This window comes from Paenibacillus sp. J45TS6, from assembly GCF_018403285.1.
Classification (GTDB): Bacteria; Bacillota; Bacilli; order Paenibacillales; family Paenibacillaceae; genus Paenibacillus.
Map to the genome: position 1 here is coordinate 121,833 of NZ_BOSJ01000007.1, position 22,227 is coordinate 144,059.

A 22,227-nucleotide genomic window follows, 5' to 3' on the forward strand; every position below is an offset into this window, starting at 1 on the left:
GGGGGCTTTGTAGCTTTAATTACTAGCTTTATCTATTTCGTATCCATATACCTTATAGCCAGCGTTATACCAATCTTGAAGTGTGCTGGTTTCCTTTTTGTCAGTAGTATGTTGGGTTAAATACTTATTACTCGCGCTATTGCCTGTATTTTTTGTAATTATAGCAGTATGATTGATACTCCCATCAGCACCAAAGTCAGCATTTACTGCATCACCCGTTTGTAAGGCGGTTACAGCTGATGCAACACCAGCTCTTTTACTCCAATGATTATAAAAATTTTGCGCTCCTCCCCATGTATAAGTAGGTACGAGAGGGCCAAACTGCCAAGCATCATTACTAGTGTAGCTAGAACCTGTTCTAAATTTCATGCCTCCTGCATAAAGCGCTTGGGATACAAAATTAGTGCAATCGTTCCATTTTGCCCAGCAAGACGAATTTGCTACATCACAGCCGTTTTTTTCAGCATAATAGGTTGAATACGTGGGATTTCTTTTATTCCACCAACTATAAGCATAGTCACGAGCTGTTATGTTGTTATATCCATTTGCTGAAACGGCTAATGTATCAATCTCTGTTGTGGAATCTAGGCTTGCTTCGTTAATAGTAGTTTCGTTATTAGATGTAGAGGGAGCATCTGAAGGAATCGGTAAAAGACCATTCAGATCAATAAGTTCTGCACTGGAAAGTTTTACGTTGTTATTAAGCTGGTTTTGATATGTTTTCAATTGTTCATTAAGTCCATAGTTTTCATACCAATCTATGAATTTCACATATTCTACTATTTTACTCATATCCTCAGAAGAGAATAGTTCAAAAGCTGTTCCTAACGAGAGTACATATTGCTGATACTCCACATTATCTATGTCCGTTTTGAGGGCAATACCATCTTTACTTAATTGGTGCTCGACCAATTCAATAGCATCTTTGTGTTCAATAAGCGCTTTTTCTTTCTCCTTATCTGGTGTGCTAGGAAGCGTACTGTAAAGCTGGATATCGCTAGCTTTGATTTGAATGTCTTCTACCTTCTCTGAATTAGTCTTCGCTGAGGCACTTCCCATTAAACTGAAACTTAGAGCAAGTGTTCCAGTAATTAATAAGGTCTTCTTGAATTTCAATTTGTCCACTCTCCTTATTTTAATATTTGGTTATAGTTTCCATATATATAAACGCCATAAAAAGAGAAAAGTTTCTATTTTTTTTATATTTATAATATATTGGATATTTTTGAAATGAATAAAGCTCAATTAAAGGTCTACAAAGGTACACCATTATAGACACTTAATAGAATAGTATTTTAGCGTCTATAAATCGTGAATTTTAAACCTTTATAAACGTCTATAAACTAATTTATCTTTATATACTAATGCAGTATACTAAGACCAACAAGAAATATAGATTGGTGGTCGGATACAATGGGAATTAATTTTGGGTACACTCGTGTGTCAACTAAAGAACAACACCTAGACAGACAATATGAAGCGTTAAAGCCATATGTAACGAATGATAAATACATATATAGTGATAAGGCTTCAGGTAAGGATATGGATCGTGAAGGCTTTCAAAATATGCTGAAGGCTATGCGTAAAGGCGATACACTCTTTATTAAATCCATTGATCGTTTAGGAAGAAACAAGGAACAGATCAAACAATATCTACAATACTTTAAGGATGAAGGTATCCGTGTAAAGATTATTGATTTACCGACGACTATGCAGGACGTTCCGGAAGGCCAAGAATGGGTTATCGATATGATAAACAATATTATCATCGAGGTTTATACATCCATTGCACAGCAGGAACGTGAGACTCTTCTACAACGTCAAGCTGAAGGTATTGCGGTTGCTAAAGCTAAAGGTAAACATCTGGGAAGACCTAAGTTAGAATTACCTGAAGAGTGGGGTAAACTGTATAAGCAGTGGAAGTCAGGGAAGATTACAGCCGTAGCATTTATGGATATGATCGATATGAAGAAGCCGACCTTTTATAAAAAGGTGAAGGAGTACGAAGCTACTTTGTAAATAAGCAGCCGATCAACAATAGGGGAAGTACATTCTAAGTATTCCAGCTTAAGGTTGGTTTTCTTCAATATATAAACTAAAACTGGTCTCTCACGTCCGTTTAAAACGATTTTTATTTTCGTTCATGGATAACTGGTCACAAAAATGCTTCTAAATCGGTCCGAGTTTTACTATATAAAAATATCGTCATTTTGGATCCTTCAAAAGGTTATAAGTATTACCTTCTTTTCCTGAGCATTTTATATATTAGATAAATGATTATTACAACAAGTAATACCTGTGATCCCATTATTAGATAAGGGATCGTCACTGTCTCTAAATCATGCATTTAATACACCCTTTCCATATTTTTAAAAGTTGATAAAAGTTGAATAAAACCTACCTTCCCTAATCATTATAGAAACACTTAATTAAGGACTAATTCTTAATTTTATCTTCAATTTATTTATATGATAATCCTATCACGTATACCATGTTTCCCCAAGTCTTGGTTAGAATAAGGGTGAAGATATCTAGAATATTTCACGACTTCCGTTTTGTAAGGGGGTTGAATTTCACTATGACACTGACTGGTAATCAATTTCGTTGGATAGGAATTGTTTGCACGTATATGAATTCAGGAATATCACAACTACATATAGACTTTAAAACAAGGTTGTTTCTGAATTATTGGTCGCACCTTTTTTATGTCCTTTGGTTGTAGCCTGGGCTTGTTTCTACTGGATGGTTTTCCCATTAAGCTAACGGGCAGAATAGTTTAACAACCACTAGAATTAAATTCATATCTAGATTGAATGTTTATCTCATTAACAGAGAGCTAATATAAGAACAGGTGCCCATATATCAATAGGCACCATAAGTGTTCGAGAATTACTTTAGATTATTGATGGAGATGTCTAGCCGGTTAGAGATTTGCGGGAAATTGCCAATGAATACTTTTTTTGTTTTGGTCCCCTGCCGAGTATTGCCAATATAGTTGGCTCCTACTAAAAATAAACTAACGCTCCCAATTCCCTTTATTTAACTTTTTATGTAATTATCAAAATACAAATACATATAAAGAGAATAAGATGTCTATACTCTAGTTTTAATATGGCGCTCTAGCCAGTCAGTATTTAAAAGCCAAAGTTCCGTTGTCGGTTACTTTGGCTTTTATGTAGTGACTCAATTATTCTTTAATTTGACCAATAACATTCATGACATCATCAAGAGTACCTGTTATTGTAGAGGCAGTATAGAAATGATCCGATGTCATTAAATGAACGACTTTTCTATTCTCCCCATCTACATAGGCAGCAGTGTAATCATTAATTTTGGTTACTTGTACTTGTTCCAAATGATAGGAGTTTTCTAAACTTGCAATAGTCTCTTCATCAGTTAGAGTAGCGGGCACTTGAGTAAAGAGAATTTCACTACCAGATTGAGTGTTATAAAATGTCCGGAGCTGAAGCCCAATATCTGTTTTCCTTGCATATATTTCACCTTCGGTTAGTAACGCATTACTTTTAGTGACAGAAGATATATCTGGAACCGATTTAGGGATAAAGATTTCATTAGCCGACACTGTGGAAAGATCCACAGTTCCTTCCAGTTGAGTATCTTGATTTACTGTTGCGTCATTGTTTACAGCTTGCGAAGACTGAGCTTCTTGATTAGTTACTACTGAGCTTGTTGTAGCTTGAGCTTGTGCAATGCTATTCCCATCAGCGTAAGAATGGTAGATGAATCCTCCACTTGCAAGAATAGTGGCCACGCTTGCAACAAATAATGTTTTTTTCATTTTTCATCCTCCTTAATAAACGCTACCAGAGTTAACGACGGCGTTATTACTCTTATACAATAATTGATAGGACAAATTAGCATTGTTATTTTTGTTAGCATACATCGCCCAATATGTTGAGCTTTCCCCTGTCCATAAAGAGAAACTTACATCAGGAACTTCTACAATGGTATAGGAACTCATCTTATTCCAAGTCCCTGAACCAACTATACCGTCAGATGTTAGTTTGTGACTACTTTGAAAGCTTTTTGCCGCGTTAAACGTACCTGTTCCGAAACTGCCATCGATACTTCCGACTGTAGATTGTAACCCAAAGCAGTACAAATTAACTTGTAACGCCTTTACATAACCACCACTATTTCCACTTTTAAGTGTAGGGAAACCAGCAAAATCCACTGCTGCGCTTGCAGAAGCTATACCCGCCGCCAACGAGGAACCTAATAGGGCCAATGGGATAAGCTTTGCTAATAGTTTCTTTTTAAACATAGTTTAACTCCTTCCAAATAATAGTTTCATATATTAGAACACGTGAAAGTAGCAAAAAGTTATATATTTTAAAAAAAGTAAAAAAAATACAATAAGAGATTAAACTGTACCCTTTGTAAAGTTTAATCTATATCAGCTAATATCTTGTCAAGATTATCGGTAAAAGGAACTTAAATCATGATGACAAATAACCCTCCAACCCATTTTTTGGAAGCTTACACCAATTCAAAAAAGTTTGGCAGTGCGAAAAGATTTTTGATCTTCAGGATGACATAAAGCCAATGAACTAGCTTATTTGCCATGCGACTAATGCTATTTTATGTTGCTTTCCTTCTGCTCTTTTGCGATGTAAAAAATAAAAAGGAGGTTAATGAATGAAAGGAATCTTTGATCGGTTTGAAGGTGATTACGCGGTAATCGAAATAGATGGACAGACACATGATGTTTCTAATTCCATTGTTGATGCTTTTATCAAAGTGGGAGATGTAGTTACGTATGGAAGCCAAAACCGACTGAAATAGAGCAACGAGAGAAGCAAATTGAGAAGCTTATGGACGATGTTTGGGAAGATTGATCGATAATTTATTTCTACAATTATAGTTTACTTATTGTAAAAACCTGATTACGCTTTTAGAAGTCGGGTTTAATCTATTTATTCTATCTGATTTCTGTTCAGCGTTATTAACCGTTTGGATATTTCTTCTAAACCAGTTGAATTGATTGCAGAAATGGCTGTTATGAATAGGTTTTTTTAAATAAATGGTTTGAAGCAAGACCGCAATGAACGAAGTTATGTAATAAAATAGAATAATATATTATTATTGAAATTTATTTGGCAATTTAATCGATACAGCGAGCCCTTTTAGAACTATGCAAATACCGATTTTTGCTGGATCGTTGTCGACCGTCAATTCGATGACGTCAAAGGACACCCGAATCGGGTGCTCTTAGCTTTTGCTCAACCAACGATACGATGAACCCTATTATAAGAAGAAATGCTGATCATTAAGCTAACGAGAAAACGATAGCTCAATAAGAACAAGTAAGCAGCCGCTCAAAAGACCGGTTGCTTTTTCTTTTAGCTAACGAACAGATTAGTTTAATTAATGCTGAGACTTCGGAATAACTTTTTAAAACTTGTAGCCAAGAAAAATGAAGATATAAATAATCTTGAACAAAAACTAAATGAAATTGAAGCTATTTAAGTTTTGTATCTGATTTTTTTCATTTCTAAAATTTATAGTTATCGCAATCTATTTCTGTTGGAAGAGGTTTATATTCCTCTATTTGAGAATTCAATATATGTATCTGGGAACTCTGTATATTTTAATGCTAGCATCATTAACCTCTCTAAAATGTATGTAGAAAGTATTACAGTGTGATACTTTCTACACTTAAAGTGCCTCTTATATTATCGACTATTAAGATGATAACTTTCTTAGTTCTATCTAGCATAGAGAATATTAATTGTTATATTTTTCCTGTATTTTCTGATAATATTAGTATATAGTTTCCAATTGAAAATAAACAATACAACTCAGGAGGACGTATGAAAAACAAAAAAAATAAACTGATTATAGGAGGTCTATTTTTTACTACTCTAATGGCAATTGGAATCGTATTTAATACACCAACTTTAAAGGCAGAGAATCCAGCTCTTAATTCAGATGAATTCACAATTAGTGATAGAATTAATACTTCAGAGAAAGAGCTGAAAATACTAGAAGAGAACACGAATCAAGAAATAGAGGCATTAATCTCCTTAGATGGACAGCATGAAGTTGAAATTGCTAAAGCGATTTCAACTGAAACGGGAATAGAAATCGAAGCAATGTATCATGCATACACGTATGAAGACGAAGTAATCAGCGGTGGATTTATTTTAGAAGAGGACCAAACAATTGAAGATGCAGTGGTTAAATATGAAGATGATCTCAAAACTATGCTTGTAAATCAAATTGAAAATTATGAGGAAGAAGTTTCTCTAAAAGAAAGATCACTTATATTAGAACAAAATCCCAATGCAGAAAAAGCACAAGAGGAACAACGTTCTGTGGAAGCAAAAAAAGAACTTATTCATGTATTTAAAGAGAGATTGAATGAACTTAACAATGACGGACTAAAAATATATGGCTTAAAAGTAAAGGGAACTGGTGAAAATCTTTTAAAATTAAAGTCACAGGAAGAAGTTAGATTAGTAGAAAAAGTAACTGGAGATAATGAAAATTGGAAACCAATTAACACGGTTACGTCGGAGGTACAAAATTAATGTTTAAAAAATTCATATCGATAGTTCTTGCGACAATGATGATTTTTATAGGTGTTTCTAATGTAAATGCTGCTCCAGCTGAAGATTGGGTTCCTTGGAAAGGAGACTCTAGTATATATGTTACTTCAAGTTATGAAAGATTTAGTCATCAACAAATTTATTTTAGGAGTGCTACAGTAGGTTTCTATGATTCTACATTTGATACTTATGAGCATTCAGCAGTTTTTTATGATTACGAAAATAAAGCCTTTGCTAGGGATGCAGCGGGATCAGCTTTTGAATCTAATTTTCCGGATCCATATTTAGATACACAAATTTTAAACAGCTGGGGTGTTGCAGGTAGTAAAAGTGAACCAGATGTTTCTGTAGGATCATACGATCCTAATGAATTTGTATCAGGTAAGTGGTATTATTCGACAGTTAAATTGGATAATACTGATAGTACAAAGAGTATGTATAAAATAACTGCACAAGAAGGAACTAACTACGGGTGTGGGAAATATTGTGTGAATGGTAATTCTAGTGCAATTCTTGTTCCTTTTGACCCGGAATTTACGGCTCCAGATAATCAAAGGTACAGATATGAATGGGAAGACAATAACTCAATGGCTGTTTCTCCAGATGACATATTAGTTAATGAATGGGGAGGAGGAACAATTACCTCAACTCAAGATCCTGACTACTGGAAATTTCAAGCTACAACAGGTGGCTATCATAAGGTAATATTAAATAATCCTAAAGGTAGTTATAACTATAATGTTACTATATTTAACAGTTCTGGAACACAAGTCGCGAGACTTGCAGATAGTGCTGATGGTTATGATGAACGGAACGATGTATATCTAAGTCCAGGAACCTATTATTTTAAAGTATCATCTGCATTAGGTTCATCTGCAGATTTACAATATCATTTACACATTAAAAAATAAGAGAAATAAGGAGTAACTAATGAAAAAGTTATGGTCTTTAGCAATATGTTTCTGTTTAACTTTGTTATTAACTGCTTGTGGAGACAAGATATCTCCTAAAAAAGTTGGAGACATGTTAAGTAATGAAGGAATCGAAGTAACATTCGGGGATAATATGGAGGAAAATTATTATCATTATTTTTTAAATAAAGATGCGAATTTTGCTATATATTTTCTTAAAGATACAGAAGAAGCAGAGGAACAAGAAAAATCTTTCAAAGATCCTAAGTATAAAACTTTTCTTGTGAATAATGGTAATTTGATAGTCTATTATTATATGAACGGTGAAGCAGATCAAGAATTAGATTCTAAGATATCAAATTTCGTTGAAAAATTTGATGAGCTAATAGAGGATAAATAAAGATCTCGATTCAGAAATTTGATCGTAACCTTCTCTTTAGATGACGTGTTGTGATTTATGAGAGACTATTAGATTCAATATTGTTAGCGAAAATATGGTTCAAGAAGAAAAAGTAAGCAACTGATCAATAAACCGGTTGCTTTTCTTTAAGCTTATAGGAATATCATCCCCAATGTATGGAGGAGCAGCTTGCCAGTTGGCAGTTGCTCCTTTTAGTTATGTAAACCGGCAGGAAAGTTGATTAAACAGACACATAAATATTCCTCACAAAGGGTTTTATGGTACTTGGTGAATATAAACATATGCTATTTAAAAAAGCGTCTTAGGAGGATATTATGAATGAAAACTACACGAAGATAATATTAACTGGAATACTGTTAAGCTTGTTGATCATTGCCTTTAAACCTAACCAAAAGGTTGAACCAACAATTATTCCACCATCCAATGTAACTGTAAGCAGTAATAACGAATTCATCCAAATTTCCTCAAACATTATTGGTGTGAAAGATGACGGAACGCATTCTGGCATTCGTGGACAACTACTGGTGTTTGAATACAACAATACATCTAAGTTATTTGAGTTTAAAGGATCACTTAATTATGAAGAGTACATCAATCATCCAGAAAAATACGGGATAGCTGTTAGAAAGTAAATAGTAATTTAGTATTTATATTCCGAGTTCTTCATTGAGCTAACAGAATAAACGTTAGATGAACACAGCAGGGAGCAGCTTACCACTTGGCAACTGCTCTCTTTTATTTACAAACCAGCAGAGTAGGATAGCGTGACGAAATGTACGAAACTTTATCTCGATGAATAATAAGTTTTGCTCAGGTAACCTTAATAAAAACATGGATCTTTTATTAAGGAGGAACAAGATTGTTTAACTACATAGTACTCGTATTAATGGTGATGATAAACGTATCAGGACATAACGAATGGGTGAACATTGATCAAACTGAAGAGAAAGTTATCAAGTCATATGAAAATCGGAGTGGGTTAAAAATAACTCTTCCTACGTTTCTTCCTTACAATATAAAAAAAACTGAAACAAAAGATATCAGTAAAGAACAAATAGAAGTCCGATATTATGGATTTGAGGCAGGAGATCAAATATTATTAAGCATTAGTAAAGAGAATAAAAAATTTGATCGTATTAAGCATTATGATGGAGCTTCCTATGCAAAGAAATTATTCTTAAAAGGAGAAGTTCCAGCTATTTTGTTAACTAGAGATTATAAAAGCTTAACTTTTGTTCACTCAGGAATACAGTATATAATTACTGATTTTACAGGAAGGCCACTTGATGATCAGGAAATCCAAAAAATAGCGGATTCAATGCTATAATCTAAATTTATTGTTACGCTAACGAAAAAACGATAGTTCAAGAAGAAAATGTAAGCAACCGATCAATAGACCGGTTGCTTTTTCTTTAAGCTACTCGGCAGGATAATGCAACTATTCAATCACTAAAAGCGTTATACTCAAAGGGCTTAGCTTGTCAAGAACGCCTATATAATTTCGTGTAGGGAGAATAAATAATCTTCGATAGGGAGGAATATCTATGGAGCCGAAAGAAGAAAAATTTCCGAATGATAACAGCATGGAATCAATCGGAAGTTTAACAGAGAATGAAGCGAAAACTTTCTTGAACCTTATATATGCGATTTTGAAAGATAACGAGATCCCGAGCGAAAAATTGATTTCACATGTATTATTAATTTACGAGAAACGAATACCGAAAGTCGTTAAAGCAAGACAGAATAATAATTAATCATTAATTAGCTGAGCATGTGCTTCGGTAGCTTAGCTTTTTGTTAACAGGCGTTGGACTGATTAAACTAACGGAAAAACGTTAGTTCAATAATGGAGTATATATTTTTAAAACCGATTTACGATTTCTGTAGCCAAGAAAGCAAGAAAGTAGGAGGTTTAATTTATGAGAGCTCCTCTGAAGTGGATAAGAGCCCTACTAAACCTTAGGGACAATCCGTTTAATATCTTATATTGGCTACTGCTGATAGCTTTTGTATATGTTTTGGTAGGTTTTTTGGGAATGAACTGGTCATAAATCTTCCTTTAATTGAACGTATGAAGCTAACGTAGAAACGTTAGTTCAAGAAAAAAAGCAACCGATCATAAGACCGGTTGCTTTTCCTTTATCACAAATGATGGAATAATTTTTATATAGAATAACTCCATAACTAATTCCACTATAGTTTGGGTTACTATAACCGCAGCAGTTATTACGGCGTACTCGTTGGGTAATGATAAAGCCAATGGTAAGACTACCAAAGAATTTCTTGTACTTGAACTGAACACAACAGCTCGGCTTGCACCAACATCTAGTTTAAATAGTTTCGTTACCATCTTTGAAAAAATAGGCATAAAGATATGAAACAAGAGATAAATTGGTACTACTGCTAAGATCAATTGAAAGTCACTAACCACGTTTTCTATCTGAGAAGCAACTACTACCAGCAGTACTAAAGCCATGAAAGGCACCGGAAGCCATGTAGTGAACTGAAGAACACCTTTTCCTTTCAATCCTCGTTTAGCCCATACTTGAGTTAATATTGCAAGTAGGAGTGGAAGTGCAATTAGAAACAAGAATGCTTCTAGGAAAGGTTCAACCTTTACGATCTGTGCTGTATCTTCACCCATAAACAACCATAGATAAAATGGAAGTAATATCATTTGTAACACAAAAAGTATCGGTGTAGCTGCAAGCATAAGTTTTTCATTTCCACGTCCAAGCTTAGTAAATACAATCACGTAATCAATACAAGGAGTCAATAAAACTAAGTGAATTCCTAGAAGTACATAAGGTGATTGAGGGAATATCATAGTTAAAATCCATACAATGATCGGAACGACAATAAAGTTTGACACCAATAATCCTATTATGAATTTAACATTTGACAATGATTTTTTTAATTCAAGAAAAGGAATTTGTGCAAACATAGTGTATAACAGTATAGCAATGAATGGAGAAATCGCAACTTCAAGTGAAGAACCAAATTGAGGAAGATAGACCCCTGTTAGTCCACCTACAATTAACGTTACAGCGTATATCCATATCTGTTTGTTCTCTAAATTTTCTCTTGTAATCAAAATGGTGCTCCCCTTTTTTTAAGGTAAATTGTAGCATACAAAGAAAGATAAACGAATGAATTACTCAAAACCTTGGTTTCGTAACATTCAGTTCAAAATCTTGTTCACCTTGATCAAGGATAGCAAAAACTGATCTATTTTTTATTGAATTACCGGAAAATAATAGTTTTAAAAAAATCAGCCGCTAACAATCGGCTGATTTTTGGCAGGTTAATACTTTAATTACAAAAAAACAACTCTTTCAAATGTTTGAACTGAACCCCGAATGGTAGACACTTTAAAAAAAAGTGGACTCGATTCGGGGTTTTTCTATTCTCTTTCTAGAAAAGTCCCGTTATACTAACATTACAATTTTAGAACGGAGTATTTTTTATGAGTAAGATTATCTTTAATGAACATCAACAGAGACAACTAGAAGCCAATCCAAACGTTAAAATCGTGACCGACCGCACGATTCAATATACCCCTGACTTCAAACTACAGGCGGTTAAACAAAACCAATCTGGTAAAGGACCCGTAGAAATCTTCACAGAAGCTGGCTTCGATTTGAAGGTGATTGGTATAAAGAAAGCACAAAGCGCCTTAGCTCGTTGGCGTAGAACCTTCCATACCTATGGAGAAAATGGTTTTTTAGAGGAACGCCGAGGAAAAGCGAGTAAGGGACGCCCTAAGAAAGAAAATGCCTCTGCTGAGAAGAAATTAGCTCAAGCGGAAGCACGAATTCGTCTGTTAGAGGCAGAATTGACCCTACTAAAAAAGCTAGACGAGTTGGAAAGGCAGGCGAAGAAGAATCGTCGTTAACAGCCCGAGAGAAATACCAAGTCATCAATGAGACGATTCGGCTGTATCAATTGAAGAATATGGTCCGTTACTTATGTGAAGTAGCTAAAGTGAGTCCGAGCGGCTATTATAAATGGCTTCGAAGTAGCGGAAAACAAGCCCTCCGTGAGGAATCTGATTATCAGGATTACGTCTTTCTAAAAGAGATTTATGATCAGTTCAACGGAAAAATCGGCTATCGTGGTTTGTATATGGAAGTCGCCGAAAAAGCTGGTCAGCCTATGAATCACAAGAAAATCTTGCGTTTAATGCGCAAGTTTCACTTCTTCGCGAAAGTACGAAGAGCGAACCCTTACCGAACATTGACCAAAGCCACGGAAGCTCACCGTCAGGTACCAAACCATTTGAACCGTCAGTTTAATCAGAAGGAACCTGGGAAAGTCTTCTTGACGGACATCACCTACCTACAAATTGGTGGTGGCAAAACGGCTTATTTATCTTGTGTGAAAGATGTGGCGACACGAGAAATTGTCGCTTATGAACTCTCAGCGAGTTTACGAATGGAGATTGTCTATCGAACATTAAGGAAGTTAGAAGATTTTACTCGGAATCGATTGCATCCAGAAGCGATGATTCATTCCGATCAAGGATTTCACTACACCCATCCAGAGTACCAGTCTCAAGTGAAGAGAATGGGATTCCTACAATCCATGTCACGAAAAGGGAACTGCTTAGATAACGCACCAATGGAATCTTTCTTTGGACATATGAAAGACGAAGTTCCTTATAAACAGGCAACCAATATAGGAGAATTAAAACAAATGATTGATGATTACATGGATCACTATAACAACACAAGAAAGCAATGGACATTAAAAAGGATGACTCCGGCAGCATACCGAAGTCATCTCATTGCCGCTTAAATACGAACGTATCCTTTTTTTAAAACTGTCTACTTTATAGGGTTCAGTTCAGTTCTTTGTCTACTTATCTTCTTTTTTCACTTTTAAAAGTCTTAAACTGTTTAGAGTCACGATCAAAGTTGCTCCCATATCCGCAAGAATTGCAAGCCATAGAGTTAGCCATCCAGGTACAATAAGCACTAATGCTAACAACTTAATTCCTAAGGAAAACGCTACGTTTTGTTTGATAATCGCAAGAGTTTTCTTGCTTAAACGAATTGTGTAGGGGAGTTTTCTCAAGTCGTCAGCCATTAATGCAATATCGGCTGTCTCAAGTGCAGTATCCGTACCTGCGCCGCCCATGGCAATACCTACAGTAGAAGCGGCAAGTGCAGGTGCATCATTTACTCCGTCACCAACCATTGCTACGTGTGAATAGCTTTCCCGAAGTTTCTTAATGTAATTTAGCTTGTCTTGGGGTAACAACTCTGCTTTGACTTCGGCTACGCCCAACTGGCTTCCAATTGCATTAGCCGTTGCTTGGTTATCTCCAGTAAGCATAACTGTCTTTTTAACCCCGATAGAATGCAGTTCTTCAATAACCGATTTACTGGAATCGCGTACCGCGTCGGCCACTGCAATCAAGGCAATTACTTCTTGTTGTGTGCCTAGTACCATAACAGTTTTCCCTTGAGTCTGCAGCGTGCTGATTCGCTCGCGTTTCGTATCTATAGATTTAGAGTGTAGTTCCTCAAATAGTTTAGGACTTCCAATAAAGTATAGCTGGCCACCAATGGAAGCTTTTACACCCTTACCTGTAATGGATTGAAAGTCATCAACTGAGTGCGATAGGTCAGCACCTAATTTTTCCGCTTTCCGAACAATTGCAGATGCAAGCGGATGTTGTGAACCTTTTTCAATCAAAGCAGCAATCGAAAGTACTTCACTTTCATTCTGCCCGTTAAATACGGCGATATCTGTTACTTCTGGAAACCCTTTTGTTAAGGTGCCAGTTTTGTCAAAAGCTACAGCTGAAATGCGTCCGGCTTCTTCCAGATGAATACCACCTTTGATCAGAACACCATTCTTTGCAGCGTTGCCGATTGCGGTGACAATTGAAATAGGAGTAGAAATAACCAAAGCACAAGGACATCCTACTACAAGAAGCGATAAACCACGATATATCCAATCTCCCCAGTCAGCACCAAAGAGTGGTGGGACGATGGCGATACCGATGGCGAGCACCATTATTGCAGGTGTGTAATACTTAGCGAAACGGTCCACAAACGCTTGTGAAGGAGCTCGTTCGGCTTGTGCTTCTTCTACAAGGTGAATAATCTTAGAAATAGTAGTATCTTCAACTCGTTTGGTAACTCTGATTTCAAGTAAGCCTTCTTCATTTAGGGTACCTGCAAATACTTCATCATCGATAGTTTTTGTAACAGGAACCGATTCGCCCGTGATTGCCGCTTGATTCAGCGTCGAAGTACCTTTAATGACAATGCCATCCATAGCCAGTTTTTGTCCTGGCTTAACGATCATTACATCTCCAACCTGAATATCATCAACATTCACCATTTTTTCAGAAGAACCACGTCGAATTAAAGCTTCTTTAGGCGCAATGTTCATAAGGGATCGAATAGATTGACGTGCTTTTTGCATCGAGTAGCGTTCTAGAGTCTCGCTTATTGCAAAGAGGACTACAACGACTGCACCTTCGCCCCATTCACCGATAGCAGCAGCCCCAATTATAGCTACTGTCATGAGTGTGTTCATGTCAAACTGCAAACGAAATAGATTCTTAATCCCCTTTTTGAATAAATTATAACCGCCAATAATAATTGCCGCGCTAAATGTTAAAGCAGGAATTAACTCCTCTTCTCCATAGCGAGAAGCGAGAAAATAGCCAGCAGCCATAAACAAAATAGAAAGAATTAAGTTCCAGTTTTCTTTCCAAAAAGGTTCCTTTTTTTCAATAATTCTTTGTCTTTCAGGAGAAATTTTTAAGTTTTCAAATGAACCAGCCTTTTCTAACTCTTCCACGGTGGCATTTCCATAAACGGTTATTTTGGCTGCACCAAAGTTTACCTTTGCATCTGATACGCCAGGAAGATTTTTTACATTATTCTCAAACATACCTGCACAATTTGTACAAGTAAAACCCTGTACACGGTAAACTTGTTTTTCATTGATTTTTTCCTCATGTTGTTGCATGACTCATCAACTCCTTGTATGCATTGAGGCTAATTGAACTAGTTGACGTACATGATCATCTTCTAATGAATAGAAAACTAACTTTCCTTCTTTTCGGTATTTTGCTAAACCAAGTTGCTTTAGTATTCGCAGATGATGCGATGCAGTAGCCAATGAGGACCCAGTAATATTTGCCACGTCACATACGCAAAGTTCTTCTTCACATAAAGAAAATACAATCTTCAATCGTGTTTCATCTGCGAGAGCCTTAAACATTTTTGACATTATCTGAATGTTTTGTTGTTGTAGAGCATGTTGTACTTTACGTACTCTTGTTTCGTCATAACAATAAATCTCACAGCTATCTTTCATGGTACCCCTCCATTAATCAAATGATTGTTTGATTATTATGAGCTTATCATATTATGATTATTCAATCAAACGATCATTTGATTGTTAGAAAATAGTTAAGGGAGGATAACAAAATGTACGATGTATTAGTAATAGGTGCTGGTCAAGCTGGTTTGGCTACTGGTTATTATCTCAAACAGGCCGGTTTAAGATTTTTGATTGTGGAAGCAGCAAACTCAATTGGGGATTCATGGCGACATCGTTACGACTCTCTACACCTTTTTACACCCAGGATATATGATGAATTGCCAGGAATGGAAATGGAAGGAGAGAGGAACGGGCTACCTAGTAAAGATGAGATAGCGGATTATCTTGAGTCTTACGCGAATAACATCGATCTCCCGATCAAATTAAAATGTCCTGCCAAGCGACTTTGGAAAGAAGGGGAAATTTTTAAAATAGAAACATCGGAAGGTACTATTGAGGCACATAACATTATTGTTTCAACTGGTCCTTTCCAGGTTCCAAATATCCCGAAATTTTCTAAACTAATATCAAGAAATGTTACACAGTTGCACTCTTCTGAATATCTTAATCCAAGCCAATTAAGAGAAGGAAACACACTAGTTGTCGGTGGTGGAAACTCTGGTACACAAATAGCAACAGAGATAGCTCAGGATCAAAAGGAAACTAGACCCGTTTACATATCGGTAGCTCGTAATATCTCATTCAAGCCCTTGTATATCTTGAATCAAAGTATTTTTTGGTATTTTGAAACACTAGGGTTTCTTCGCGCAAGCACGCAAGGTCCATTTGGAAGATGGCTGAAAAAGCAGCCCGAGCAAGTATACGGATATGAATTAAAAAAACTAGCTAAAAAAGGAAAAGTGAAGATCTATCCTCGTGCATTGAATGCGAAAAGAGATATAATTATTTTTGAAGATGGAACTGATATTGAAGTGAAAAATATAATATGGGCCACAGGTTTTAAGCGGAACGACGAGTGGATTGACATTCAAGGAGCATTTGATTCACATGGTCAAATTAAGCATTATTCAGGCATGTCTCCGATTAGAGGGTTGTATTATGTCGGGCTCCCTTGGCAAAGTTCTAGGGGTTCAGCTTTATTGGGTTGGGTAAAATATGATGCTCAAAAAATTGTAAGCCATATAAATGTTATAAAATAATATGTTCAACTGATGGGAAACATTAGTTCAGTGAGAAGACAGCTGATTAAAGTGATCAGCTGTTTTTTACTAACGTGTAAGTTCTTAATTAAATGTTAGATGATAAGAGTAGGTGGAAAATTATCAAACCCTTTCTTATCCTTACAGGAAGCCTTGTTCTTCAGGAACATATATGGTTTAGACGCTATGATCTTAAAATATACAACTGAAAAATTCCGCACATAAAATACTTGCAAACTGCAAATAATTAATTTATATTATAATTAACATTTGTAACTTACAAGTATTTCACAACAGCTTATTACGGAAGAGGTGATTTATAATGGATCAAAATTTAAGAGAGCTTTTCCAAGTCTTTAGTCGACGTTTTGGCTTTTTAAATAAAAACTGTTGTCAGGCTGGTGGCCACGATATTTCTCTTGTTCAAAGTCATATTTTATATGAGATTGATCGTCAGCATGAGCCCTCTATGCAACAAGTGGCGGAAACATTAGGAACAGATATCACTACTTTTAGCAGACAAGTACAAACGTTAATTAAAATAAATTTAGTTTCTAAAACACCTGATCCAAAGGATCGAAGAATTTTTATTTTATCACTTACAGAAGAAGGAAAAGAAGTTGCTGAAAATATAGATGGGCAAATGAATCAATATTTGGATGATGTTTTCGCGAATATGAGTCAAGAAGAACAAGAGATGGTTGTACATTCTATTCAATTACTGAACAAAAATATGGAGAAAACCACGAAGTGTTGTACTACCCCTTTAGGGTAATACAATTCAAATAAATACTTGCAATTTGCAACTATATAGGAGTGTAGACATGATTAAAGAAATAATTAGCGAATTTTTTATCATCGCCTTTGAACTATTGGCGCTTTTCGTAGGTATATCATTTGTAGTTAACTTGCTTCAAGGTATTATACCTTACGACAAAATCAACAAATATCTTTCAGGAAAAAACACCTTTTTAGGGGTATTGGCAGCCCTTGTCTTTGCCTTTGTTACACCATTTTGTTCTTGTTCTACCATACCGGTAGTCGTGAACCTATTAAATAAAAAAGTGCGTTTTGGGATTGTCATGGTGTTCTTATTTTCATCTCCTTTATTAGATCCAACTATTATTACACTGATGGCTGCGATGCTTGGTATAAAAGTCGCTATAACATACACCATTATTACTGCCATCTTCTCAGCCCTTGTTGGACTGTTGCTAGAAAAATTCGGTTTTGAAGCAGCAGTAAAAAAAGTGAACATGACTGGATATAAGGAAGGTGAGATGAAATTTAGCTTTAAGGCTGCTGTCACAGAAACGCTAAATCTTATGAAGACCGTTTATCCGTATCTTCTTATTGGTGCTGCAATTGGAGCATTTATTCATGAAGCGGTACCGACAGAATTTATTAGCACATATTTAGGAGGAGATAAGTGGTGGCTTGTTCCAATTGCAGCTGTCATTGGAATTCCATTATATGTGCGTATTGAAACGATGATCCCATTATCTAAAATACTGATCGCAAAAGGAATGGCTTTTCCTCCTGTGATGGCATTGATGATAGGGTCAGTTGGAGCAAGTATTCCAGAAGTAGCATTATTAAATTCCATTTTCCATAAACGATTGGTCGTTGCTTTTGTAGCTTCTGTTATTACGATGGCTACGTTATCAGGATTCTTATTCTACATTATTTAAAGGAGGTGAATCTAATCATGTTTAACTTGTTTAAGAAATCAAAGAAAAACGACGATTGCTGCAGTGTGAAAATTGAAGAGGTAAAAGAGGAAAAGCAATCTTGTTGTAACATAAAAATCGAAGAAGTAAAAGATGAAAAGGATACAGATCTTTCTTCGGATAGCTGCTGCAAGACTACACCTTCATCCTCTAATTAATACAAAAAACAAGGCTCAATATTAGCAGAGCCTTGTTTTTTTATATTCTTTCTTAATTTAAATTTTCAGGGATCATTTTCTCTACAATAACACAGTCAATCCACTGATCTTCTAATTTAGCGTGTTTTTCATAAATACCGACTTCTCTGAATCCACATCGTTCGCACAGTTTTCGGCTTCCCTTATTAAAAGTGAAAATACGAGAAAGTAGTTTCCAGTAACCAGCTTCCTTGGAGACGTTTAATAGCTGGAGTAGGAGGGTGTAACCTACATTTTGTTTTCTAAAATCTTTATGTACATATACTGAAAACTCCCCAATGCCTTGATAACATTCCCTAGAACGATAACTAGATACGGATGCCCAGCCTATAATCTGATGATTTAGTTCTGCTACGAGGATAGGAAATCTTTCACCTTGTGATTGAATCCACTCCATTCGATCTTCTAGCGTTTTAGGGATTGTTTCAAAGGTTGCATTTTTCTCTACGACGAGGGAGTAATTATAAATCTCCATAATTTCTTGTGCGTCTTTTTCAATCGCTGGGCGGACTTGTATTTTCATTTTTTGAACCTCCATCTAGATTCATACTACTAATATAAAACAAAAGCTCATCAAAGTTAGTTTGATGAGCTTAGTTCTTAGTAAAATTATTGATCCAGTGTTTCGCTCCAGTCATGAACGGAGGAACCCTCTAAAAACCTTTCACAGTCCATGGCAGCCATACATCCGGAACCTGCTGCTGTAATAGCTTGACGGTACTTGGAGTCTTGTACATCACCGCAGGCAAACACGCCGGGAATATTGGTTTCTGTCGTTCCTGGATTAACAACAATGTATCCAAGAGGGTCGGTAGTGATCTGCTCACCTAAAAATGAGATGTTTGGATTATGCCCTATAGCTATAAATAAACCGTCAGCTTCGATTATTTCTTCTTGTCCGGTTTCATTATTACGGACCTTTAATCCTCGAATCCCCATGTCTTGGGGAAGTACTTCAATCGGTGTTCGATTTAAAGCAAATGTGATTTTTGAATTTGATTTTGCACGGTCTTGCATAATTTTAGATGCTCTTAATTCATCCCGGCGATGGACTAGTACGACTTCAGAAGCAAAACGAGTTAAGAAGCTAGCTTCTTCCATAGCAGAGTCTCCACCGCCTACTACGATGATTTTCTTATTGCGGAAAAAGAATCCGTCGCAAGTAGCGCAGGTACTAACGCCTCGACCCACATATTCTTGTTCATTAGGAATATCAAGATATCTAGCTGACGCTCCAGTGGAGATAATAACGGATTCTGCCTCAATCTCATCTTGACCTTCAATTTTGATTTTAAATGGTCGTTTGCTAAAGTCCACTTCACTAACGAATCCGGATTTGAACTGAGCGCCAAAACGTTCTGCTTGTTTTCGCATGTTATCCATAAGTTCCGGTCCCATAATTCCATCAGGAAATCCTGGGAAGTTTTCAATTTCGGTAGTCGTGGTTAGCTGGCCTCCAGGCTGAAGTCCTTCAATAACAAGCGGATTCATATTCGCACGAGCCAAATAAATGGCCGCTGTGTATCCTGCTGGTCCTGTCCCAATAATAACTGATTTATACATAAGAATCCTCCTTATAGGGCATATTAGATTAACACTTCGTTTGATTGGTATTAGGTTTTGTGAAGATGCAGCACAATTCCGGAGATAAGATCTTATTGACTTCACTTTCATTTATCCGATAATAACTCCAGGTACCTCTTGTTTCTTTCAGTATAAAGCCGGCATCATGAAGGATCTTAAGGTGATAGGAGAGTTTGGACTGAGGTATATCCATTTTTTCTACCAAATCGCAAACGCAAACTTCTTCATATTGGCAAAGCTCACTCATAATGAGCAGTCTCTTCTGATCAGCTAAGGCTTTAAATTTGGACTCATAGTCAGCCAACATTGCGACATCTGTTGTCATGAGGAATAAACTCCTTTATAAATCAAATAATTTTGATTAATGAAATCCTAACACAGAGAGGCTTTAGTTTCAATACATCAAGATTATTTGATAAATGGATTGATGTTATGTATGATGGAGGCAAAAAGATAATAATTGACCGTACGAAAGGGGTGAAGATCATGAGTGAGGTATTAGCTGCATCTGATTTATCTCTCGTAGCAGATCGTTTAAAACTTTTAGGAGATAAAACGAGGCTTACAATGTTACTGCTTTTAAAAGATCGGGAATGGTGTGTTTGTGAGTTCGTTGATATTTTTGAAATGTCTCAGCCGGCGGTGAGCCAGCATATTAGGAAATTAAGGTCGCTGGATCTTGTAAAAGAGTCGAGACGAAGTCAGTGGATCTATTATTCGCTTCATGTCGAAGACAAACCGTATATTCAGGCAGTTCTGGAGAGTTTACCTGGTGCTCAGCAAATTCTAAAAGACCTTAATAAGCGGGATTTAAAGTCTTCTTGTTGCGTGGAAAAATAAAAAAAGTGGGTTGTTTATATAAGCATATGCTTATATAATGATCACTGAATAAAGGAGGCGGTTCATGACTCATGATAAAGACTATATCTTCGCGTTTTGGTTTTTTTACAGATAAGCACAAATCCTACTTAGTTTATTAGAAGATAGTCAACTTGGAGGTGTTATAGTGGTTTTGACAATCTTAGCTTGTCTCATTTTTTTAGTAACACTGGTATTTGTTATTTGGCAGCCGAAAAACTTAAATATTGGTTGGTCTGCATGTGGTGGTGCTGTTCTTGCTTTGTTAGTTGGAGTTGTAAGTTTCCAAGATGTTTGGGACGTTACTCAAATCGTATGGAATGCGACATTAGCATTTGTGGCCATTATCTTAATTTCACTGATTTTGGATCGTATCGGGTTCTTTGAATGGGCTGCACTACATATGGCCCGAGCAGCAAAAGGAAATGGAATCCGAATGTTTGTGTACATTAGTGTACTTGGCGCTGTCGTTGCTGCCTTCTTTGCAAATGACGGTGCTGCACTCATTTTGACACCTATCGTGCTTGCCATGGTGCGTGCACTCAATTTTGATGAAAAAAGAGTGTTTCCGTTTATTATTGCCAGCGGTTTTATAGCAGATACAACATCACTTCCGCTCGTTGTAAGCAACCTGGTCAATATCGTATCTGCTGATTTCTTTGGAATTAGCTTCAATGAGTATGCTAGTCGAATGATCATTCCTAATCTTTTCTCTCTAGTAGCAAGTATTTTAGTCCTTTACTTATTTTTCAGAAAAAGCATTCCGAAAAAGTTTGATGATTCTGAGCTTAAGGCTCCATCTGAGGCAATTAAGGACCCAGCGATGTTTAGAGTGTCATGGTATGTCCTAGCTATACTTGTTATTGGCTACTTTGTAAGTGAGTTTGTAGGTATTCCGGTATCTATTGTTGCAGGGATCATTGCACTTACCTTCTTACTGCTGGCAAGAAAGAGCTCAGTCGTACAAACGAAAGAAGTGGTGAAAGGTGCACCTTGGAACATCGTATTCTTTTCGATCGGAATGTACGTTGTTGTATATGGACTTCGAAATGCAGGTATGACAGATCTCTTAGCTGAGGTGATAGGATCTTTGGCAGAGCAAGGACTATTTATCGCAACGATGGGTATGGGATTTATTGCAGCAATTCTTTCCTCCATTATGAATAACATGCCAACGGTGATGATTAATGCGCTTGCCATTGATGCAACTCACGCTACAGGAGTTATTCAAGAGGGTTTAATTTACGCAAACGTAATTGGGTCTGACTTAGGGCCTAAAATTACCCCAATCGGTTCATTAGCCACCCTTTTGTGGCTTCATGTACTTTCAACGAAAGGCATCAAAATACCATGGGGAACTTACTTTAAGACAGGGGTTATCATTACAATTCCTACTTTGTTTATTACGCTTCTAGGGTTGTATCTATGGCTTCTCATTTTATAAAAA

The 22,227-nt window shown here is 36.3% G+C and carries 24 protein-coding genes; 15 read left to right on the forward strand and 9 right to left on the reverse strand.

Annotated elements, in window-relative coordinates; translation table 11 throughout:
* Nucleotides 1-15: 15 nt before the first annotated feature.
* The gene (locus KJS58_RS12500) at nt 16-1,116 is read right to left on the reverse strand and encodes an amidase domain-containing protein (RefSeq protein WP_213532842.1); all 1,101 of its coding nucleotides are present in this window, start codon (nt 1,114-1,116) and stop codon (nt 16-18) included.
* 297 nt (nt 1,117-1,413) lie between these two features.
* On the opposite strand from KJS58_RS12500, the gene KJS58_RS12505 reads away from it, so the two are divergent.
* The gene (locus tag KJS58_RS12505) at nt 1,414-2,019 is read left to right on the forward strand and encodes a recombinase family protein (RefSeq protein ID WP_191805003.1); all 606 of its coding nucleotides are present in this window, start codon (nt 1,414-1,416) and stop codon (nt 2,017-2,019) included.
* A gap of 1,168 nt (nt 2,020-3,187) precedes the next feature.
* Here the strand turns inward: KJS58_RS12505 and KJS58_RS12510 are convergent.
* Together KJS58_RS12510 and KJS58_RS12515 are read right to left on the reverse strand one after the other, a co-directional pair.
* Complete coding sequence (locus KJS58_RS12510) at nt 3,188-3,799, reverse strand: hypothetical protein (RefSeq protein ID WP_191799804.1); 612 nt, start codon at nt 3,797-3,799, stop codon at nt 3,188-3,190.
* Nucleotides 3,800-3,811: 12 nt separating this feature from the next.
* The gene (locus KJS58_RS12515) at nt 3,812-4,285 is read right to left on the reverse strand and encodes a peptidoglycan-binding domain-containing protein (RefSeq protein ID WP_191799805.1); all 474 of its coding nucleotides are present in this window, start codon (nt 4,283-4,285) and stop codon (nt 3,812-3,814) included.
* A gap of 374 nt (nt 4,286-4,659) precedes the next feature.
* Here KJS58_RS12515 and KJS58_RS12520 point away from each other — a divergent pair, with 374 nt between their 5' ends.
* The 7 genes from KJS58_RS12520 to KJS58_RS12550 all read left to right on the forward strand — a co-directional run bounded on the left by KJS58_RS12520 (nt 4,660) and on the right by KJS58_RS12550 (nt 9,658).
* Nucleotides 4,660-4,806, forward strand: coding sequence for a DUF3006 domain-containing protein (locus tag KJS58_RS12520; protein WP_225229212.1), 147 nt, complete (start codon nt 4,660-4,662; stop codon nt 4,804-4,806).
* 1,028 nt (nt 4,807-5,834) lie between these two features.
* Nucleotides 5,835-6,554: an anti sigma factor C-terminal domain-containing protein gene (locus KJS58_RS12525; protein ID WP_160037211.1), complete on the forward strand. Its 720-nt coding sequence runs from the start codon at nt 5,835-5,837 to the stop codon at nt 6,552-6,554.
* Nucleotides 6,554-7,483, forward strand: coding sequence for a hypothetical protein (locus tag KJS58_RS12530; RefSeq protein WP_160037212.1), 930 nt, complete (start codon nt 6,554-6,556; stop codon nt 7,481-7,483). The genes KJS58_RS12525 and KJS58_RS12530 overlap by 1 nt, the downstream gene beginning before the upstream one ends.
* Before the next feature lie 19 nt (nt 7,484-7,502).
* The gene (locus KJS58_RS12535; protein ID WP_160037213.1) at nt 7,503-7,883 is read left to right on the forward strand and encodes a hypothetical protein; all 381 of its coding nucleotides are present in this window, start codon (nt 7,503-7,505) and stop codon (nt 7,881-7,883) included.
* Between the two features lie 335 nt (nt 7,884-8,218).
* Nucleotides 8,219-8,536 (forward strand): hypothetical protein, encoded by a 318-nt coding sequence (locus tag KJS58_RS12540; RefSeq protein WP_160037214.1) that lies wholly within the window; start codon nt 8,219-8,221, stop codon nt 8,534-8,536.
* A gap of 227 nt (nt 8,537-8,763) precedes the next feature.
* On the forward strand, nt 8,764-9,231 hold the full coding sequence (locus KJS58_RS12545; RefSeq protein WP_160037248.1) for a DUF4367 domain-containing protein: 468 nt from the start codon (nt 8,764-8,766) through the stop codon (nt 9,229-9,231).
* 217 nt (nt 9,232-9,448) lie between these two features.
* Entirely contained in the window at nt 9,449-9,658 is a 210-nt protein-coding gene (locus tag KJS58_RS12550; RefSeq protein WP_213532843.1) for a hypothetical protein, read from the forward strand.
* 362 nt (nt 9,659-10,020) lie between these two features.
* On the opposite strand, the gene KJS58_RS12555 is transcribed toward KJS58_RS12550, so the two are convergent.
* Nucleotides 10,021-11,001: an arsenic resistance protein gene (locus tag KJS58_RS12555; protein ID WP_160037152.1), complete on the reverse strand. Its 981-nt coding sequence runs from the start codon at nt 10,999-11,001 to the stop codon at nt 10,021-10,023.
* A 369-nt stretch (nt 11,002-11,370) separates the two neighbouring features.
* Here KJS58_RS12555 and KJS58_RS12560 point away from each other — a divergent pair.
* A protein-coding gene (locus tag KJS58_RS12560) for an IS3 family transposase (RefSeq protein ID WP_160037142.1) occupies nt 11,371-12,701 on the forward strand; the annotation gives its coding sequence in 2 pieces (ribosomal slippage) (nt 11,371-11,749 and nt 11,749-12,701; 1,332 coding nt in all).
* Nucleotides 12,702-12,761: 60 nt separating this feature from the next.
* Here the strand turns inward: KJS58_RS12560 and KJS58_RS12565 are convergent.
* Nucleotides 12,762-14,894 (reverse strand): heavy metal translocating P-type ATPase, encoded by a 2,133-nt coding sequence (locus KJS58_RS12565; protein ID WP_160037143.1) that lies wholly within the window; start codon nt 14,892-14,894, stop codon nt 12,762-12,764.
* A gap of 6 nt (nt 14,895-14,900) precedes the next feature.
* Nucleotides 14,901-15,245, reverse strand: a complete 345-nt coding sequence (locus KJS58_RS12570) for an ArsR/SmtB family transcription factor (RefSeq protein WP_160037144.1) — start codon at nt 15,243-15,245, stop codon at nt 14,901-14,903.
* Nucleotides 15,246-15,358: 113 nt separating this feature from the next.
* Between KJS58_RS12570 and KJS58_RS12575 the strand changes: the two genes are divergently transcribed.
* The 4 genes from KJS58_RS12575 to KJS58_RS12590 all read left to right on the forward strand — a co-directional run bounded on the left by KJS58_RS12575 (nt 15,359) and on the right by KJS58_RS12590 (nt 18,299).
* Nucleotides 15,359-16,411 (forward strand): flavin-containing monooxygenase, encoded by a 1,053-nt coding sequence (locus tag KJS58_RS12575; RefSeq protein WP_160037145.1) that lies wholly within the window; start codon nt 15,359-15,361, stop codon nt 16,409-16,411.
* A gap of 322 nt (nt 16,412-16,733) precedes the next feature.
* A complete protein-coding gene (locus tag KJS58_RS12580; RefSeq protein WP_160037146.1) occupies nt 16,734-17,186 on the forward strand; it encodes a MarR family winged helix-turn-helix transcriptional regulator in 453 nt (150 codons plus the stop codon).
* A 49-nt stretch (nt 17,187-17,235) separates the two neighbouring features.
* Entirely contained in the window at nt 17,236-18,102 is an 867-nt protein-coding gene (locus KJS58_RS12585; RefSeq protein WP_191804712.1) for a permease, read from the forward strand.
* Nucleotides 18,103-18,119: 17 nt separating this feature from the next.
* Nucleotides 18,120-18,299 carry a hypothetical protein gene (locus KJS58_RS12590; RefSeq protein WP_160037148.1) on the forward strand — a complete coding sequence of 60 codons (180 nt, stop codon included), beginning with the start codon at nt 18,120-18,122 and terminating at the stop codon, nt 18,297-18,299.
* Nucleotides 18,300-18,351: 52 nt separating this feature from the next.
* Here the strand turns inward: KJS58_RS12590 and KJS58_RS12595 are convergent, their stop codons facing one another.
* The 3 genes from KJS58_RS12595 to KJS58_RS12605 all read right to left on the reverse strand — a co-directional run bounded on the left by KJS58_RS12595 (nt 18,352) and on the right by KJS58_RS12605 (nt 20,247).
* Nucleotides 18,352-18,861, reverse strand: coding sequence for an arsinothricin resistance N-acetyltransferase ArsN1 family A (locus tag KJS58_RS12595; protein ID WP_201450771.1), 510 nt, complete (start codon nt 18,859-18,861; stop codon nt 18,352-18,354).
* 86 nt (nt 18,862-18,947) lie between these two features.
* On the reverse strand, nt 18,948-19,901 hold the full coding sequence (gene trxB / locus KJS58_RS12600) for a thioredoxin-disulfide reductase (RefSeq protein ID WP_160037150.1): 954 nt from the start codon (nt 19,899-19,901) through the stop codon (nt 18,948-18,950).
* Nucleotides 19,902-19,929: 28 nt separating this feature from the next.
* The gene (locus KJS58_RS12605) at nt 19,930-20,247 is read right to left on the reverse strand and encodes an ArsR/SmtB family transcription factor (RefSeq protein WP_374705808.1); all 318 of its coding nucleotides are present in this window, start codon (nt 20,245-20,247) and stop codon (nt 19,930-19,932) included.
* Nucleotides 20,248-20,408: 161 nt separating this feature from the next.
* Between KJS58_RS12605 and KJS58_RS12610 the strand changes: the two genes are divergently transcribed.
* On the forward strand, nt 20,409-20,762 hold the full coding sequence (locus tag KJS58_RS12610) for an ArsR/SmtB family transcription factor (protein ID WP_191804713.1): 354 nt from the start codon (nt 20,409-20,411) through the stop codon (nt 20,760-20,762).
* Between the two features lie 172 nt (nt 20,763-20,934).
* A complete protein-coding gene (locus KJS58_RS12615) occupies nt 20,935-22,224 on the forward strand; it encodes an arsenic transporter (RefSeq protein WP_160036993.1) in 1,290 nt (429 codons plus the stop codon).
* Nucleotides 22,225-22,227 lie beyond the last annotated feature (3 nt).

Excerpts from the sequence above, each read along its gene's own strand:
- KJS58_RS12530 (WP_160037212.1), top strand. The coding sequence starts at position 6,554 with ATGTTTAAAAAATTCATATCGATAGTTCTTGCGACAATGATGATTTTT.
- KJS58_RS12580 (WP_160037146.1), top strand. The coding sequence starts at position 16,734 with ATGGATCAAAATTTAAGAGAGCTTTTCCAAGTCTTTAGTCGACGTTTT.
- KJS58_RS12510 (WP_191799804.1), bottom strand. The coding sequence starts at position 3,799 with ATGAAAAAAACATTATTTGTTGCAAGCGTGGCCACTATTCTTGCAAGT.
- KJS58_RS12540 (WP_160037214.1), top strand. The coding sequence starts at position 8,219 with ATGAATGAAAACTACACGAAGATAATATTAACTGGAATACTGTTAAGC.
- KJS58_RS12575 (WP_160037145.1), top strand. The coding sequence starts at position 15,359 with ATGTACGATGTATTAGTAATAGGTGCTGGTCAAGCTGGTTTGGCTACT.
- KJS58_RS12610 (WP_191804713.1), top strand. The coding sequence starts at position 20,409 with ATGAGTGAGGTATTAGCTGCATCTGATTTATCTCTCGTAGCAGATCGT.
- KJS58_RS12585 (WP_191804712.1), top strand. The coding sequence starts at position 17,236 with ATGATTAAAGAAATAATTAGCGAATTTTTTATCATCGCCTTTGAACTA.
- KJS58_RS12595 (WP_201450771.1), bottom strand. The coding sequence starts at position 18,861 with ATGAAAATACAAGTCCGCCCAGCGATTGAAAAAGACGCACAAGAAATT.
- KJS58_RS12520 (WP_225229212.1), top strand. The coding sequence starts at position 4,660 with ATGAAAGGAATCTTTGATCGGTTTGAAGGTGATTACGCGGTAATCGAA.
- KJS58_RS12535 (WP_160037213.1), top strand. The coding sequence starts at position 7,503 with ATGAAAAAGTTATGGTCTTTAGCAATATGTTTCTGTTTAACTTTGTTA.
- KJS58_RS12515 (WP_191799805.1), bottom strand. The coding sequence starts at position 4,285 with ATGTTTAAAAAGAAACTATTAGCAAAGCTTATCCCATTGGCCCTATTA.
- KJS58_RS12550 (WP_213532843.1), top strand. The coding sequence starts at position 9,449 with ATGGAGCCGAAAGAAGAAAAATTTCCGAATGATAACAGCATGGAATCA.
- KJS58_RS12525 (WP_160037211.1), top strand. The coding sequence starts at position 5,835 with ATGAAAAACAAAAAAAATAAACTGATTATAGGAGGTCTATTTTTTACT.
- KJS58_RS12565 (WP_160037143.1), bottom strand. The coding sequence starts at position 14,894 with ATGCAACAACATGAGGAAAAAATCAATGAAAAACAAGTTTACCGTGTA.
- trxB (WP_160037150.1), bottom strand. The coding sequence starts at position 19,901 with ATGTATAAATCAGTTATTATTGGGACAGGACCAGCAGGATACACAGCG.
- KJS58_RS12590 (WP_160037148.1), top strand. The coding sequence starts at position 18,120 with ATGTTTAACTTGTTTAAGAAATCAAAGAAAAACGACGATTGCTGCAGT.
- KJS58_RS12505 (WP_191805003.1), top strand. The coding sequence starts at position 1,414 with ATGGGAATTAATTTTGGGTACACTCGTGTGTCAACTAAAGAACAACAC.
- KJS58_RS12570 (WP_160037144.1), bottom strand. The coding sequence starts at position 15,245 with ATGAAAGATAGCTGTGAGATTTATTGTTATGACGAAACAAGAGTACGT.
- KJS58_RS12605 (WP_374705808.1), bottom strand. The coding sequence starts at position 20,247 with ATGACAACAGATGTCGCAATGTTGGCTGACTATGAGTCCAAATTTAAA.